Source organism: Planococcus faecalis (assembly GCF_002009235.1).
In the GTDB taxonomy this organism is placed as follows: Bacteria; Bacillota; Bacilli; order Bacillales_A; family Planococcaceae; genus Planococcus; species Planococcus kocurii.
Genome location: NZ_CP019401.1, coordinates 2,229,793 through 2,245,439 on the forward strand (window position 1 = coordinate 2,229,793; position 15,647 = coordinate 2,245,439).

17 protein-coding genes are annotated in these 15,647 nt (G+C 41.2%); all 17 read right to left on the reverse strand.

All coding sequences use genetic code 11. The features are described from left to right. Positions 1-113 precede the first annotated feature (113 nt). The 17 genes from codY to rpsP all read right to left on the reverse strand — a co-directional run bounded on the left by codY (position 114) and on the right by rpsP (position 15,605). The gene (codY, locus tag AJGP001_RS11280) at positions 114-893 is read right to left on the reverse strand and encodes a GTP-sensing pleiotropic transcriptional regulator CodY (protein ID WP_058384941.1); all 780 of its coding nucleotides are present in this window, start codon (positions 891-893) and stop codon (positions 114-116) included. Positions 894-980: 87 nt separating this feature from the next. Beyond that, positions 981-2,378: an ATP-dependent protease ATPase subunit HslU gene (gene hslU / locus AJGP001_RS11285; RefSeq protein ID WP_078080561.1), complete on the reverse strand. Its 1,398-nt coding sequence runs from the start codon at positions 2,376-2,378 to the stop codon at positions 981-983. Beyond that, positions 2,375-2,923 carry an ATP-dependent protease subunit HslV gene (gene hslV, locus AJGP001_RS11290; RefSeq protein WP_058384939.1) on the reverse strand — a complete coding sequence of 183 codons (549 nt, stop codon included), beginning with the start codon at positions 2,921-2,923 and terminating at the stop codon, positions 2,375-2,377. Before hslV ends, hslU begins: the two co-directional genes overlap by 4 nt. A 16-nt stretch (positions 2,924-2,939) precedes the next feature. Further along, on the reverse strand, positions 2,940-3,833 hold the full coding sequence (xerC, locus tag AJGP001_RS11295; protein WP_058384938.1) for a tyrosine recombinase XerC: 894 nt from the start codon (positions 3,831-3,833) through the stop codon (positions 2,940-2,942). 67 nt (positions 3,834-3,900) lie between these two features. Next, positions 3,901-5,211, reverse strand: a complete 1,311-nt coding sequence (gene trmFO / locus AJGP001_RS11300; RefSeq protein ID WP_058384937.1) for an FADH(2)-oxidizing methylenetetrahydrofolate--tRNA-(uracil(54)-C(5))-methyltransferase TrmFO — start codon at positions 5,209-5,211, stop codon at positions 3,901-3,903. A 20-nt stretch (positions 5,212-5,231) separates the two neighbouring features. After that, positions 5,232-7,301, reverse strand: a complete 2,070-nt coding sequence (gene topA, locus AJGP001_RS11305) for a type I DNA topoisomerase (protein WP_071153648.1) — start codon at positions 7,299-7,301, stop codon at positions 5,232-5,234. A gap of 101 nt (positions 7,302-7,402) precedes the next feature. Continuing rightward, positions 7,403-8,299 carry a DNA-processing protein DprA gene (gene dprA, locus AJGP001_RS11310; RefSeq protein WP_071153647.1) on the reverse strand — a complete coding sequence of 299 codons (897 nt, stop codon included), beginning with the start codon at positions 8,297-8,299 and terminating at the stop codon, positions 7,403-7,405. A 320-nt stretch (positions 8,300-8,619) separates the two neighbouring features. Continuing rightward, the gene (gene sucD, locus AJGP001_RS11315; RefSeq protein WP_008430844.1) at positions 8,620-9,522 is read right to left on the reverse strand and encodes a succinate--CoA ligase subunit alpha; all 903 of its coding nucleotides are present in this window, start codon (positions 9,520-9,522) and stop codon (positions 8,620-8,622) included. Positions 9,523-9,540: 18 nt separating this feature from the next. After that, entirely contained in the window at positions 9,541-10,701 is a 1,161-nt protein-coding gene (gene sucC / locus AJGP001_RS11320; RefSeq protein WP_058384934.1) for an ADP-forming succinate--CoA ligase subunit beta, read from the reverse strand. Positions 10,702-10,813: 112 nt separating this feature from the next. Beyond that, the gene (locus AJGP001_RS11325) at positions 10,814-11,593 is read right to left on the reverse strand and encodes a ribonuclease HII (RefSeq protein ID WP_071153646.1); all 780 of its coding nucleotides are present in this window, start codon (positions 11,591-11,593) and stop codon (positions 10,814-10,816) included. A 172-nt stretch (positions 11,594-11,765) separates the two neighbouring features. Beyond that, positions 11,766-12,629, reverse strand: coding sequence for a ribosome biogenesis GTPase YlqF (ylqF, locus tag AJGP001_RS11330; RefSeq protein WP_058384932.1), 864 nt, complete (start codon positions 12,627-12,629; stop codon positions 11,766-11,768). 11 nt (positions 12,630-12,640) lie between these two features. Then, a complete protein-coding gene (gene lepB / locus AJGP001_RS11335; protein WP_058384931.1) occupies positions 12,641-13,201 on the reverse strand; it encodes a signal peptidase I in 561 nt (186 codons plus the stop codon). Positions 13,202-13,300: 99 nt separating this feature from the next. Beyond that, complete coding sequence (rplS, locus tag AJGP001_RS11340) at positions 13,301-13,645, reverse strand: 50S ribosomal protein L19 (RefSeq protein ID WP_058384930.1); 345 nt, start codon at positions 13,643-13,645, stop codon at positions 13,301-13,303. 142 nt (positions 13,646-13,787) lie between these two features. Then, positions 13,788-14,507, reverse strand: coding sequence for a tRNA (guanosine(37)-N1)-methyltransferase TrmD (gene trmD / locus AJGP001_RS11345; RefSeq protein ID WP_071153651.1), 720 nt, complete (start codon positions 14,505-14,507; stop codon positions 13,788-13,790). Beyond that, entirely contained in the window at positions 14,507-15,022 is a 516-nt protein-coding gene (gene rimM, locus AJGP001_RS11350) for a ribosome maturation factor RimM (RefSeq protein WP_058384929.1), read from the reverse strand. Before rimM ends, trmD begins: the two co-directional genes overlap by 1 nt. A 63-nt stretch (positions 15,023-15,085) precedes the next feature. Next, positions 15,086-15,319 (reverse strand): KH domain-containing protein, encoded by a 234-nt coding sequence (locus tag AJGP001_RS11355; RefSeq protein ID WP_058384928.1) that lies wholly within the window; start codon positions 15,317-15,319, stop codon positions 15,086-15,088. 13 nt (positions 15,320-15,332) lie between these two features. Then, a complete protein-coding gene (gene rpsP, locus AJGP001_RS11360; RefSeq protein WP_008497962.1) occupies positions 15,333-15,605 on the reverse strand; it encodes a 30S ribosomal protein S16 in 273 nt (90 codons plus the stop codon). Between the last annotated feature and the right edge of the window lie 42 nt (positions 15,606-15,647).

A 15,647-nucleotide genomic window follows, 5' to 3' on the forward strand; every position in this document is an offset into this window, starting at 1 on the left:
CATTTGAAATTATATCACGCTAACGCTTTAAAGCGCAACACTTTTATCTTAAATAAGGTTAAATAGACAGAAGAAAAGATGTCAGGATAAATTCCTGACATCTTGAAATTCGTTTAGTTCATTTTTAATTGTTCTAGTTCTGCAAGGAATTTTGCGTTTAATACTTTGATGTATGTCCCTTTCATTCCTAGAGAACGTGATTCGATAACACCAGCACTTTCAAGTTTGCGAAGTGCGTTAACGATTACTGAACGTGTAATTCCTACGCGGTCAGCGATTTTAGAAGCAACTAACAATCCTTCGTTGCCATCAAGTTCTTCAAAGATATGCTCGATAGCTTCAAGTTCACTGTAAGAAAGTGAAGAAATCGCCATTTGTACAACTGCTTTGCTGCGTGCTTCTTCTTCGATACGGTCACCTTTTTCGCGAAGGATTTCCATCCCTACTACAGTAGCGCCATATTCACCAAGAATTAAATCGTCGTCATGGAATTCTGCATCCACACGTCCAAGAAGCAAAGTTCCAAGACGTTCGCCGCCACCATTAATTGGCACGATCGTTGTTAAACCGTTTTTAAACAATTCGCGTTCTTCTACAGGGAAGATTGTGTGCTCACTGTTAACATCTAAGTTTTCAGTCGTTTCAGTGATGTTTGAAAGCTTTTGTGTATACTCAACTGGGAATTGACGATCTTCAAGCATACCTTTCATACGATCATTCTCGATCTGTTGGTTAATTGCATAGCCTAATACTTTACCTTTACGGCTAACTACGAATGCGTTGCATTCGATTACTTCGCTTAAAGTCTCAGCCATGTCTTTAAAGTTTACTTTTTTCCCGCCTGCTGCTTCCAGCATTGAGTTAATTCGTCTTGTTTTCCCTAATAAATTCATTTAAATGAACCTCCTACATAAATTCTTGCTCTGTTTATTCAATATTCTAAAGGTTTTTACTCTTTATTGAAACTATTTCGCCTTGTTTTACAGAATAAATTGTGACAAGTCTTTGTTTTTCGCCACATTCTCGAGTTTTTCGTTCACATATTGAGGGGTAATGTCAATTTGTGCCGGTGAAATCTCGGAAGCTTCGAAAGACAAATCTTCCAACAGACGCTCGAGTATGGTATGCAGTCTGCGTGCGCCGATGTTATCTGTGTCCTGATTTACTTCATATGCAATTTCTGCAAGTCTGACTATTGAGGCATCATTAAATTGTACCACAACTCCCTCTGTTTCGAGAAGAGCTTTATACTGATTTATTAAAGAATGTTTTGGTTCCGTTAAAATTTTAACAAAATCTCCCACTTCTAGCTTCTGTAATTCAACACGAATCGGAAAACGCCCCTGTAATTCAGGAATCAAATCAGACGGTTTGGACATATGGAAAGCTCCAGCAGCAACGAATAACATATAATCCGTTTTAACCGCACCATATTTTGTGGACACAGTAGAGCCTTCAACGATTGGCAAAATATCACGCTGCACACCTTCTCGTGACACATCTACAGATGAAGAACCATTCTTGCTAGCAATCTTGTCCATTTCATCAATAAAGATGATGCCATGCTGTTCTGCGCGCTCAATTGCTTCTGATGCCACTTCTTCATCATCCACCAATTTTGCCGCCTCTTCAGTTGTTAAAATACGACGCGCTTCTTTTACCTGCAAACGACGTTTTTTCTTTTTCTTTGGCATAAGGGAAGAAAATGCATCTTGCATACTCGCACCCATTTGCTCCATGCCCGAACCTTGCAATGCATCAAACATAGAATTTGAATTTTCAACTACTTCTACAGTTATCCACTCATCTTCTAACTTACCTGCTTTTAAGTCCGCAGCGATTTCTCTTCTTTTCACACGAACTTCAACTTCTGCAGTCGGTTCTTCTTCTTCTTGTTCAAGCTTCTGACCAAATAGCATTTCTAACGGATTTTGGTTTGCTTGTTTTTTACGCATCGAAGGAGCTAACAATTTTACAATTCGTTCATTAGCCGCCGACTCTGCTTGAAATTGAACTGCTTCAAACTTTTCCTCTTTGACAATACGAACAGCTGCCTCGACCAAGTCACGAACCATCGACTCGACATCTCGACCCACATAGCCAACTTCTGTAAACTTGGTTGCTTCGACTTTGATAAATGGCGCCCCTGTCAATTTAGCAATTCTGCGAGCAATTTCTGTTTTTCCGACGCCTGTAGGTCCGATCATCAAAATGTTTTTCGGAATAACTTCTCCACGCATTTCTTCGTCCAAACGGCTTCTTCTGTAGCGATTGCGCAAAGCGATTGCTATGGAACGCTTTGCGTCTTTTTGACCAACGATATAACGATCTAAGTGATCAGTAATTTGTCTTGGCGTTAAATCTGACTGATTTTTCATTCGGACAATTCCTCCACAACAATTTGATGATTTGTATAAACACAAATATCTGCGGCTGTTTCTAAAGCCGATTTTGCAATTTCTGCAGCTGTAAAATGATCACCTGCATATTTCTTTAACGCCCGCCCTGCTGCTAGTGCGTAGTTGCCGCCCGAACCGATTGCTAAAATTCCATCATCAGGTTCAATTACTTCTCCAGTACCTGAAACGAGCAACAATTCATCTTTGTTCATAATGATGAGCATTGCTTCTAATTGACGAAGCATTTTGTCTCCGCGCCATTGTTTTGCTAATTCGACAGCTGCTCGTTGCAAGTTGCCGTTGTACTCAGTCAGTTTTCCTTCGAACATTTCGAAGAGAGTAAAAGCGTCTGCGACTGACCCTGCAAATCCAGTCAGAACTTGTCCGTTATAAAGTTTCCGTACCTTTCTGGCTGTGTGCTTCATGACAACAGCATTACCAAATGTTACTTGACCGTCGCCTGACATGGCGCATTGGCCATTGTGGCGAACAGCGAATATCGTAGTTGCATGGAATTCTTGCATTGTGAAATTCTCCTCTCTAAGCTCGCGGGTGTGAATTTAAATACGTATTGCGCAAATGTTCTTTCGTCACATGCGTATAAACTTGTGTAGAACTCAAGTGGGAATGCCCAAGCAGTTCTTGGACGGTCCGAATGTCGGCTCCGTTGTTTATTAAGTGAGTTGCAAAACTGTGGCGAATCATGTGCGGATAGATTGAAGAATTGACAGAAGCCTTTTTCATGCACTCGCTCAAAATGTGGCGAACTCCACGATCGGTTACTGCCTCTCCCCGGCTATTTACAAATAAGTAATCGTGTTTTTGATTCTTCATCAGTTTAGGACGCGCATCTTCCATATAATGTTCCAACGCGTCTTGTGCGAATTGCCCATAAGGAATGTAACGTTCTTTTCTGCCTTTGCCCATCACCTTGACAATCTGTATGGCTTGGTCTAAATCACCTAAGCGAATAGAGACGCACTCGCTGACTCGCATTCCTGTCGCGTACAACAATTCTAAGAGCGCGGTATTGCGTACTGATAATTTGTCTTCACCTAGAACGGACTTAAAAAGCTGCGCAAGCTCTTCTTCATAAAAAAATTGTGGGAGACGTTCTTCTTTTTTTGGATGGTAGAGAGATCTAAATGCAGCTTCATCTAGTCCAAACTCACGATTGCCGTAACGGAAAAATGATCGAATCGCAGAAATTTTCCTAGAAACCGTCGTTCTAGACAACTTGGCATCATATAGCTTTGTCATATAGTTTCGGGCATGTATATACTCAACTTCTCTAATGTTAGGTACGCCTTCAGCATTCAAAAACAGAAAAAAATCCGCCAAATCATGTTCATAATGGTGGACAGTGTGTTCTGAATAATTTTTCTCTAATTGAATATAGGTCATAAAGGATTCAAGCATCTTTTCTTTCTCCATATGTGCTCCACCTTTCACCAAATAGAAAAGCCTCTAAATTATAACAACATTTAGAGGCTTTTATCAATTAAACCGTTACTGTATTCATATAATTTTGAATTGATTCGAGTGCACGGTTTGCGTGTCTTTCAGCACGTTCTTGTTTCGAACGAATCCGTTCACCTAGCTCCGGGAATAACCCAAAGTTAACATTCATCGGCTGAAAATTCTTGCTGTCTGCTTCAGTAATGTAACGTGCCATGCTACCTAACGCTGTGTCCGCTGGGAACACTAGCAATTCTTCGCCCAACGCTAATTTCGCTGCATTGATTCCTGCTAGTAACCCACTTCCTGCAGATTCTACATACCCTTCGACTCCAGTCATTTGACCTGCGAAGAAGATATTGGCATCTGCTTTCAGCTGATACGTCGGTTTCAGTACGCGTGGTGAATTGATGAACGTGTTACGGTGCATCACACCATAACGCACAATTTCCACATTCTCTAAACCGGGAATTAATTTCAATACCTCTTTTTGAGGTCCCCATTTTAAATGCGTCTGGAATCCAACAATATTGTAAAGTGTTCCAGCAGCGTCGTCTTGACGAAGTTGAACGACCGCATACGGACGCTCGCCTGTTTTCGGATCTTCTAGTCCTACTGGTTTCATCGGACCAAACGTTAAGGTTTTTTCACCTCTAGCCGCCATCACTTCGACAGGCATACAGCCTTCAAAATAAATCTCTTTTTCAAATTCTTTCAGAGGCACAACTTCTGCTTCGACAAGCGCGGTGTGGAAACGTTTAAATTCTTCTTCTGTCATCGGACAGTTCAGGTAAGCCGCTTCGCCTTTATCGTAACGGGACTTCAAATAAACCTTATCCATATCAATACTGTCTTTTTCAACGATTGGCGCTGCTGCATCATAGAAGTATAAATATTCTTCGCCAGTCAAGCCACGTATTTTTTCAGCAAGCGCAGGAGATGTTAATGGGCCTGTCGCGATAATCGTAATGCCTTCTGGAATCTCTGTTACTTCTTCGTTGATTACTTCTACTAACGGATGGTTTTTTACTTTGTCAGTAACGGCCGCCGCAAATTCATGGCGATCCACCGCAAGTGCCCCTCCAGCCGGTACAGACGCACCGTCTGCTGATTCGATAATCACTGAATCCAGTTTACGCATTTCTTCTTTAATAACTCCAACTGCATTAGTTAAAGAGTTAGCACGTAGTGAATTGCTGCACACCAACTCGGCAAATTTGTCTGTATGATGGGCTGCTGTCTGTTTAACAGGGCGCATTTCGTATAAACGGACATTAATCCCGCGTTTTGCGATTTGCCACGCTGCTTCACTACCAGCTAATCCTGCCCCAATTACGTTTACATATTTCGTCATTTTCAAACACCTCTATAGTATTATTGAACTTCTTCTTTATAATCACAGCTTGTGCAATTGATTTGAACGCCTTTTTTCACTTTTTTCTCTACCAGCAACTCGTTACATTTCGGACATGGGCGTTCAATTGGTTTATCCCATGATACGAATTCACATTCTGGATAACGTTCGCAGCCGTAGAATATCCGGCGCTTCTTACTTTTTCTTTCAACAATTTCGCCTTCTTTACATGTTGGGCATTTCACGCCAATATGCTTGACGATGGCTTTTGTATTTCGGCATTCAGGGAAATTGCTACAAGCCATGAACTTACCATAACGTCCCAATTTATAAACCATTGCCGAACCACACAGTTCGCAATCTTCACCAGCTGGTTCATCTTTAATCTGTACTTTTTCCATTTCATTTTCTGCCACTTCGACATTTTTTTCGAATTTCTGGTAAAAAGCATCGATAATGGTGCGCCATTCAATTTCGCCATCTTCCACTGTATCCAAATCATGCTCCATTTTAGCCGTAAATTCGATATTTAAAATGTCCGGGAAAAACTCGAGCACTAGCTGATGAACAATTTCACCTAACTCCGTTGGAATAAAGCGTTTAGCGTCTAATGTAACATAGCCGCGTTTTTGAATGGTATCCAAAGTTGGTGCATAAGTTGATGGACGTCCAATCCCTAGTTCTTCAAGTGCTCGTACTAAGCGAGCCTCTGTAAAACGCGGAGGTGGCTGCGTAAAATGCTGATTTGGTGTAACGTCGACCGCTTTCACGATATCGCCTTCAGCCATTTCCGGCAGTATATTATCTTTTTCTTCTTTTTGGTCATCGGTGCCTTCAATATAAAGCTTCATAAAACCGGGAAACTTAACCTGTGAACCATTTGCACGGAACACTGCTTCACCGTTTTGCAACTCTGCCATAACTGTATCTAGAACAGCCGATGACATTTGGCTCGCTACAAATCGATCCCAAATCAATTTATATAGACGGTAAAGATCACGTGATAAAATGCTCTTCATCGATTCTGGCGTTCTCATCACGCTTGTCGGTCGAACCGCTTCATGGGCGTCTTGTGATTTTGCTGACTGCTTAGCTGGCGCTTTTTGTGTTACGTATTCCTCGCCGTAGTTCTCGACGATAAAGTCCATTGTGTCTTTTTTTGCCGTATCCGAGATTCGGGTAGAGTCCGTTCTCATATACGTAATCAAACCCGTGATGCCTTCTTTCCCTACTGAAATACCTTCATACAGCTGTTGTGCAAGCATCATGGTCTTTTTAGCTCGGAAGTTTAATTTACGAGCAGCTTCTTGCTGAAGTGAAGAAGTTGTAAAAGAAGGCGAAGGGTTTCTTTTTCTTTCTTTTTTCACTACGCGATTTACGGTAAAGTTTTTTCCTGACATGGAAGACATGACCGCTTTAACGTCAGCCTCATTATGCAATTTCATTTTTTCTTTTGTGTTGCCATAAAATTGCGCTTCGAAGTTTTTCTTCGCTTTTTCGAACTGTCCAGTGATTGACCAGTATTCCTCTGGTTCGAAGCTCTTGATTTCATTTTCTCGATCGATAACTAAACGCAACGCGACAGATTGTACGCGTCCAGCTGATAAGCCTTTTTTTACTTTTTTCCAAAGTAATGGGCTGATGCTGTAGCCGACAAGTCGATCTAATATCCGTCGTGCTTGTTGCGCATCGACTAAGTCCATATCAATTTTACGCGGATGCTTAAATGATTCCTTAATCGCATCTTTGGTAATTTCATTAAAAACGACACGGCAATCTGAAGTTTGATCAATACCGAGTGCCGTCGCCAAATGCCATGCAATTGCTTCTCCTTCTCTGTCGGGGTCAGCCGCGAGAAAGACTTTTTTCGCTTTTTTCGCTTCTTTTTTAAGATCTTGTAAGATTGGTCCTTTACCTCTTATCGTAATATATCGAGGTTCATAATTGTTTTCCACGTCTACACCCATTTGACTCCGGGGCAAATCGCGTAAATGTCCAAGTGAAGCACGGACTTTATATTTCTTACCCAAATACCGTTCGATCGTCTTAGCCTTTGCAGGCGACTCAACAATCACTAAAAAATCCGCCATAACTATTTCCTCCTCATAGAGGTTTCTCAAAATGCTTAAAAGAATTACCTGTTGCAAAATGTATAACAGATTTTAGCTTAATGCAAGGCTTTTCATTTTTTTCATTGTTTTTCAGCTGTCATTTGTTGGTATTCTTCGAGTACTTGCCAGCCATTCCACACGGGTTTTGCGCCTTCTAAAATTAATTTATGCGGTCCTTCAGATAATAGCGAACCAATATCTCCAGGAACTGCAAAAATATCTTTTCCGTGATCTAGCGCATGTTCAATTGTACTCAAAGTACCACTTTTCACTAGAGCTTCCGTTACAACAATTCCTTTAGACAATCCACTAATGATGCGATTTCTCATCGGAAAATTCCATTTTAAGGGTTTCATATAAGGGGGATACTCAGTCAAAACCAACTGTTTTTCTTCTATTATATCGTTTAATGCGTTGTTTTCTTTTGGGTAAGGATGCAAAAAACCACTACCTGTAACAGCAATCGTTCGACCACCTAAGTCAATCGTTTTTTGATGGGCCATCGCATCCGCACCTCTTGCTAATCCACTTACAATGATAAAGTTGTTCTCAACAAGAGGGGGAATGATTGTGTGCAACGCTTTTTGCGAATAAGAAGTGGCTTTCCGAGAACCAATAATGGCGATTTTTTGAGGATTTGCGAGTAAAGTGAGGTCTCCCTTAGCATAAATTACAGCCGGTGGATCGATTAATTCAAATAAACTTTCGGGATAGAAAGGATGTTGATAAGACATGGGGAGGATCTTATATTTGTCGTAGGCTTCACGTAAGGGATATGTCAGGGATTGTCTGTAAGAGGCTTTTAGTTTGATTGCTTGTTCTAATTTAATGTTCAGTAGTGACATTAATTCATTTGGTGATTTTTGTTCAAGTGCTGATAAATCTGGATCATCCGCCAGTAGTGGCAGTAATTTGTTCAAGCTTTTTGGATATACGTAATGCAGCGCTAGTAACCGTTCTGTAAATTCTTTGTTCATGTTATTCCTCCTGTTCTTTTTTAAGGTAAAAATGCATATCTTCGCATGCACTTATAGTCCATATTAATAGGTTTTACACTTGCTGTAAATAAAGGAAAATGAATAGTAAAGTTTTTTACTAACCATATGACCGTTCGGACAGAATCCTTTTAATGGATTATCAAAAGCTAAGATAAAACAGTCAGTACTGTATCGGTTTTGATAAAATCAGGAATTCTATAATTAATCCAGTTATTGCCAGTTTGCTTTCACCGGATTTTCACAATGCAAAAAAAGGCTCAAAATACTGATAACACAGCATTTTGAGCCTTCCTTATAGATCAATGAGTTTTACACTTGTCGTATAAACCTTTTTCTTTAATCACTTTAATCAACGTTTCTCCAATTACGGATGGAGTGTCTGCAACTTCGATTCCAGCTTCGTTCATTGCTTTGATTTTATCAGCAGCTGTTCCTTTACCGCCAGAAATAATCGCACCGGCATGGCCCATACGTTTTCCTTCAGGTGCAGTTTGTCCGCCGATAAATCCGACAACAGGTTTTGTCATGTTCGCTTTAACCCACTCAGCAGCTTCTTCTTCAGCTGTTCCGCCGATTTCACCGATCATAACAACTGCGTACGTATCTTCATCTTCGTTGAATTCTTTCAACACATCGATAAAGTTTGTACCGTTTACAGGGTCTCCACCGATACCGACAGCTGTCGATTGGCCAATTCCCTCTTCAGACAATTGGTGAGTCGCTTCATACGTCAATGTACCTGAACGTGAAACAACGCCAACATGTCCTTTTTTGTGAATGTATCCAGGCATGATGCCGATTTTACATTCGTCCGGAGTAATAACGCCCGGGCAGTTTGGTCCAACAAGACGTGTTTTCTTGCCTTCCATGTAACGGTTCACTTTCACCATATCCAATACAGGAATGTGCTCAGTGATACAAATTGCCATGTCAAGCTCAGCTTCAACAGCCTCAAGAATTGCGTCTGCTGCGAAAGGTGCCGGTACGTAAATTACAGATACGTTAGCGCCTGTAGCTTTTACTGCTTCTTCAACAGTATTGAAGACAGGTACGCCTTCAGCTTCAGTTCCGCCTTTACCTGGTGTTACACCCGCAACGATTTTCGTTCCGTATTCAAGCATTTGCTTTGTATGGAAAAGGGCAGTTGACCCTGTAATTCCTTGTACAAGCACTTTTGTGTCTTTGTTAATGTATACACTCATTTTTGTCCCTGCCCTTCTTTAGCCTACAAGTTCTACGATCTGTTTAGCGCCGTCTGCCATTGTTCCAGCAGCTACGATATTAAGACCTGATTCATTCAGCAGTTTTTTACCGATTTCTACGTTTGTTCCTTCAAGACGGACTACTAATGGCACTTCAAGGCTTACTTCTTTGGCAGCTTGAATAACGCCTTCTGCAATGATGTCACACTTCATGATACCGCCAAAAATGTTAACGAAAATTCCTTTTACATTCTTATCTGAAAGAATGATTTTGAAAGCTTCCGTTACTTTTTCAGCGGTCGCACCGCCCCCAACGTCAAGGAAGTTAGCGGGTGTTCCGCCGTAATAGTTGATCGTGTCCATTGTTGCCATAGCAAGTCCGGCGCCGTTAACCATACAGCCGATGTTCCCATCTAAAGAAATGTAGCTTAAGTCATACTTAGAGGCTTCGATTTCTTTTGCATCTTCTTCGTCGAAATCGCGAAGTTCCACAATGTCTTTGTGGCGGTAAAGAGCGTTTTCATCGAAATCAAATTTCGCATCAAGCGCTAAAATATTGCCGTCGCCAGTTTCAACTAACGGGTTAATTTCAACGATAGATGCATCTTTTTCGATAAATACAGTGTATAGACCAAGCATGAATTTCGCTGCTTTGTTTACAAGCTTTGGCGGAATATTCATGTTGAAAGCCATGCGGCGTGCCTGGAAACCAGTCAAACCGATTACTGGATCGATAATTTCTTTAAAGATTTTTTCAGGAGTGTTTTCAGAAACTTCTTCGATATCAACTCCGCCCTCTTCAGAGCCCATAAGAGTAACACGAGCAGTTTGGCGGTCAAGCACCAATCCGATGTAATACTCCTTCTTAATGTCAGATCCTTCTTCGATCAACAGGCGTTTAATTTCTTTGCCTTCTGGACCTGTCTGATGAGTCACAAGAACTTTACCTAAAAGTTCTTTTGCATATGTACGGACTTCATCCAGATTTTTAGCGATTTTAACACCGCCAGCTTTGCCTCGTCCACCTGCGTGGATTTGCGCTTTAACCACGACAACATCCGTACTCAGTTCTTTCGCCGCTTTTACTGCTTCTTCCGGAGAAAAAGCAACAGTGCCGTAAGAAACTGCTACGCCGTATTGTCTGAGGAGTTCTTTTCCTTGATATTCATGGATATTCATCTGTCATCCTCCAATCAAACATCTTTATCGTAATTTTATTGCCTTTACCATTGTATTAAAGTTGTCACAAAAAGTCCACCGTTGTTCGTTATTCCGACAAAACTTCATCTATTTAAACCAGTGAATTTTTTGTCAAAAGAGATTTTATCGGTTCGAATGTTGATCGGTGGATTTTACATGGACCATATTTTTCAAGCGCTGTAATATGATCTTTCGTGCCATAACCGGAATGTTTTTCAAATCCGTACTGTGGATATTGAAGAGCGTATTCCGCCATAAGGGCATCTCTTCCTGTTTTCGCTAAAATAGAAGCTGCTGCAATGCTTAAGCTCTTAGCATCACCTTTGATGATGGATTCACAAGGCATTGGCAGTTTGAGCATCATCGCATCAGCCAGTACGATATGAGGAGAAGGGGAGAGCGCCAGTGCTGCTTGGGTCATCGAGCTTTTTGTTGCCTGATAAATATTAAGCCGATCAATTTCTTCAGGGGACTGGACATGAACCGAATAGCTAATGGCAATCGTTTTAATAATTTCTGCAAACTGATCGCGCTTAACTTTACTCAACTGCTTAGAATCATCTAAACCCACAAGGCTCGAGCAGTCCTCAGGCAAAATGACGGCAGCTGTTACCACAGGACCAGCTAGTGGACCTCTTCCGGCTTCATCAATTCCTGCTACTAAATCAGCTTTGGCTTTTCTGAATACATCGTCGAACACTAATTTAGAATTATGATTTTCCAACAATTTTTTCCGATGCATTTGCTTGCGTAGCCAAGATGCTAATAAAGTTTGAACACTTTTACGCGTGTCCTTTTCAAGCTCCTCCATCCACGGTTGCCATTCCGTTATGCCATTCAATTTTTCTTTTATTTCCGTAGTTGTTTGCATCGATTCAACTTCTCTCACCATTTAATTTTTTCTGAATTATTCGTGCTGTTTCACTACACCATCGCTTTTTTCAATTCCAATGCTACGGTTAAAGCCGCAACGCTTGTGTCACTTATCAAAAAAGCTGTTCCTCAAAATCGAGGAACAGCCGGTAATCGAATAGAGGAAACCCTCACTCTTCTTCAATCATTTCATCTCTATAATCGAACGTCACTTTGCCCAAATGCTGGTTCCGAATATCGCGAACAATTATTTCAGCGGTTGTTTCATAGTCGATTTCGCCATGCTGATCTAAACAACGACGCTTTTTTCCGATATGATCAAAGGTATTGACGATTTCTTCATCCACATGGTCAATTCCATAACGCTCCATCATGCGTTCTGGATAGCGTTCTGCTAGAAATTTCAGAGAATAAATAGCCAGTTCCTGCATTTGAATAACTGAATCTTTGATTGCTCCCGTAACGGCCAGTTTCAATCCAGTCTCAGGATCTTCAAACTTCGGCCATAAAATACCCGGTGTATCCAATAGTTCAATTTCTTTCCCGACTTTAATCCACTGCTGAGCTTTCGTAACACCTGGCATATTTCCAGTTTTCGCTAAGCTTTTTTTCGATAAACGGTTGATGAGTGTCGATTTACCGACATTTGGAATTCCAACAATCATCGCTCGAATGGCACGAGGCTTAATACCTTTTGAAATCATCCGATCCCATTTTTCTTCAAGTATTTCTTTTGATGCTTTCGTAACTAATTGCAACCCTCTGCCTTCAAGTGAATTGATGGCAACTGCACGAGTACCTTGATCTTCGAAATAACGAATCCATTTTTTCGTTTCAACTTCATCGGCCATGTCCATTTTGTTTAAGATAATAAGACGTGGTTTTTGCTGAATCACTTGATCGATCATTGGATTTCGTGAAGATAAAGGCAATCTGGCATCCACAAGTTCGAAAATAATATCCACTAACTTTAGTTTTTCAGTAACTTGTCTTCGCGCTTTCGCCATGTGTCCAGGAAACCATTGTATCGTCATAAAACCACTCCTTATTTTACAATTCCCGCTTCAGCCAATGGCCAGAAAACAAAATTTGTGTCCCCGATCACTTCATCGGTCGAGACCAATCCAATATGGCGGCTATCTTTGCTTGCACGGCGATTATCCCCCATCACAAAGATAGATCCTTCAGGTATGGTACTTTGTCCTTCGGTAACATCTTCTAAGACAAAATCTTCTGTCAGTGTACCGGTAATTCCTTGCTTATAAATGTCTAGATAAGGTTCTTCTACTGCTTCTCCATTTATATATAATTGGTCATCTTCATAGGCAATGTGATCACCTGGCAAACCGATTATACGCTTAATATAATCTTTTTGTTCAGGGGCATGAAAAACGATAATATCGAAACGGTCAGGTTCCCCAACTGAATAACCAATCTTGTTGACAATCATGCGATCTCCGTGCTCTAAAGTCGGCATCATTGACTCTCCATCTACTACAATCGGTGTGAATAAAAAGAAACGGATAATTGCTGCCAAACCGAAGGCGATCAACAGAGCTTTGGACCATTCCCACATTTCATTTTTCTTCTTCACTTCAGTCTCCATGCGCGTTCCTCCCCAAACTTACTGTTTTAATTGTACAAGGAATTAAACTTTTTAGCAAAAAGAAAGAGGGCGCAAGCGCCCTCTTTCATTAATACAAGCTTATCGAATTTCTTTGATACGAGCTGCTTTACCGCGTAGGTCACGCAAGTAATACAATTTAGCACGACGGACTTTACCACGACGGGTAACTTCAAGTTGTGCAATTTTTGGTGTGTGTACAGGGAATGTACGCTCAACACCAACACCGTAAGAGATTTTGCGAACAGTGAATGACTCACTGATTCCGCCTCCGCGACGGCCAATTACGACTCCTTCGTATACCTGAATACGTTCGCGTGTACCCTCAACAACTTTAACGTGGACGCGAACAGTGTCTCCAGGACGGAACGTTGGAAGATCCGTACGAATTTGTTCTTTAGTGATTTCTGTAATAATGTTTTGCATTATTTTTCTCTCCTTCTACAGATGTTCTTACACCAAATCAGCTGTTGCAGCGGAACATCGTGATCCTGTACTTCACATAAAAGTACAGTGTCCATAATACCACTGATAACCTGACAGCGCAAGAGCAAGCTGCACTCTATTTTCATTTCTTTAATTGGGCGATTATTTTTTTCTGTTTGTCATCCAACCTGATGTGTTCGAGCAGATCTGGTCGTCTTTCAAGCGTCCGTTTTAAGGTTTGTTCTTCGCGCCATTGATCAACTTTACCGTGATTACCGGAAGTTAAGACATCTGGTACTTTCCAACCTCTGAAATCGGCAGGACGGGTGTATTGCGGGTGCTCTAGAAGTCCTGTAGAGAATGAGTCGCGAATTGGCGAATCGGCGTTACCTAGCACCCCAGGAAGCAGTCTAACGACACTATCAATGACCGTCATGGCTGCAAGTTCTCCTCCGGTTAGCACAAAGTCTCCAATTGAAATTTCATCTGTGACCAAATGTTCCCGAATTCGTTCATCATAGCCTTCGTAATGTCCGCAAATAAATACTAGTTCCTGTTCGTTTGCTAACTCTTCAGCTTTTTGCTGCGTAAAGCGCTCACCTTGTGGACACATTAAAATAACGCGTGGTTTGCTGTTTGGCGTGAGACTTTCAACCGCATTGAAAATCGGTTCTGGTTTTAGAACCATTCCTGCTCCGCCACCAAATGGGTAATCATCAACTTGGCGTTTGTTATCGGCAAATTCACGAATGTCCACAACGTTTAACCTAACTGCATTTTTATCCTGCGCTTTTTTCATAATTGAATGTTGAAAGACCCCTTCAAACATCGGCGGAAATAACGATAGAACATTTATGTTCATCAAGACAATAACCCTTCTATTACTTCGATCACGACTTTCTTTTGGTCAATATCAATTTCTTGGACGATTTCTTCAGTATAAGGAATATAATGCTTCTTCCCCGACTCAGGTGTAACTTCCCAAACGTCATTGGCACCCGTTTCCAAAATTTCACTGATCTTTCCGAGTTCTTGCCCTTCGGTTGAAAACACTGTGCACCCCAAAATTTCATGATGGTAATACGCATTATCTTCTAGTTCAGTCAAATCATGTTCAGAAATTCGCAAATAAGATTCTTTAAACGGCTCTACGTCATTGATATATGGATAACCCTCAAAAGTTAGTAACTCGAAGTTTTTATGTCGGCGCTGACTGGCGATTTTTACCATGATTGGTTTTTTTGCATCCGGCATGAAAAGCCCGAGCTTCGTCCCAACTGCAAAGCGTTCTTCTGGAAAATCCGTACGCGATAAAACACGTACTTCGCCACGAATTCCGTGTGTATTGACAATCTTTCCTACATTAAACCATTGCATAAGCAAACATCCTTTCACTTTTATTTTTCTGAAAAAAAAAGAAGGAACCTGGGCTCCTTCTTCTTAATCAACAATATCGAGATACGTTTTTTTCTTATGATAACCACCTGCTGCTGAGTACACAATTGAACGAACAGCTTTCGCTACACGCCCCTGCTTCCCGATCACTTTCCCTGTATCCTCTGGATGCACAGAAAGCTTGTAGACAATTCGGCTTGCGTTTTCGTCAGTAACGACGCGAACTTCTTCCGGATAATCAACTAACGGTTTGACAATGCTCTCAATCAGCTGCCTCATAAAAAACTCTCCCTTATTTGTTTAGTTTTTCGTTATGGAATTTCTCCATAATGCCTTTTTGAGAAAACAAGTTACGTACAGTATCAGATGGTTTTGCACCATCATGAAGCCATTTCAATACTTGCTCTTCGTCGATCTTAACTTCAGCTGGAACTGTCAGTGGGTTGTAAGTACCTACTGTCTGGATTTGACGGCCGTCACGTGGAGCACGTGAGTCAGCTACTACAATACGGTAAAAAGGAGATTTTTTAGCTCCCATACGTTTCAAGCGAATTTTTACTGCCATTTCTTAAAGCACCTCCGAATAGTTTCACACAAGATATTATAT

Coding starts and splice junctions, on each gene's coding strand:
- sucC (WP_058384934.1), bottom strand. CDS start 10,701: ATGAATATCCATGAATATCAAGGAAAAGAACTCCTCAGACAATACGGC.
- codY (WP_058384941.1), bottom strand. CDS start 893: ATGAATTTATTAGGGAAAACAAGACGAATTAACTCAATGCTGGAAGCA.
- dprA (WP_071153647.1), bottom strand. CDS start 8,299: ATGAACAAAGAATTTACAGAACGGTTACTAGCGCTGCATTACGTATAT.
- hslU (WP_078080561.1), bottom strand. CDS start 2,378: ATGAAAAATCAGTCAGATTTAACGCCAAGACAAATTACTGATCACTTA.
- hslV (WP_058384939.1), bottom strand. CDS start 2,923: ATGCAAGAATTCCATGCAACTACGATATTCGCTGTTCGCCACAATGGC.
- ylqF (WP_058384932.1), bottom strand. CDS start 12,629: ATGACGATACAATGGTTTCCTGGACACATGGCGAAAGCGCGAAGACAA.
- rimM (WP_058384929.1), bottom strand. CDS start 15,022: ATGCAATGGTTTAATGTAGGAAAGATTGTCAATACACACGGAATTCGT.
- xerC (WP_058384938.1), bottom strand. CDS start 3,833: ATGGAGAAAGAAAAGATGCTTGAATCCTTTATGACCTATATTCAATTA.
- sucD (WP_008430844.1), bottom strand. CDS start 9,522: ATGAGTGTATACATTAACAAAGACACAAAAGTGCTTGTACAAGGAATT.
- AJGP001_RS11355 (WP_058384928.1), bottom strand. CDS start 15,319: ATGAGGCAGCTGATTGAGAGCATTGTCAAACCGTTAGTTGATTATCCG.
- rplS (WP_058384930.1), bottom strand. CDS start 13,645: ATGCAAAACATTATTACAGAAATCACTAAAGAACAAATTCGTACGGAT.
- trmD (WP_071153651.1), bottom strand. CDS start 14,507: ATGAACATAAATGTTCTATCGTTATTTCCGCCGATGTTTGAAGGGGTC.
- AJGP001_RS11325 (WP_071153646.1), bottom strand. CDS start 11,593: ATGCAAACAACTACGGAAATAAAAGAAAAATTGAATGGCATAACGGAA.
- rpsP (WP_008497962.1), bottom strand. CDS start 15,605: ATGGCAGTAAAAATTCGCTTGAAACGTATGGGAGCTAAAAAATCTCCT.
- trmFO (WP_058384937.1), bottom strand. CDS start 5,211: ATGACGAAATATGTAAACGTAATTGGGGCAGGATTAGCTGGTAGTGAA.
- lepB (WP_058384931.1), bottom strand. CDS start 13,201: ATGGAGACTGAAGTGAAGAAGAAAAATGAAATGTGGGAATGGTCCAAA.
- topA (WP_071153648.1), bottom strand. CDS start 7,301: ATGGCGGATTTTTTAGTGATTGTTGAGTCGCCTGCAAAGGCTAAGACG.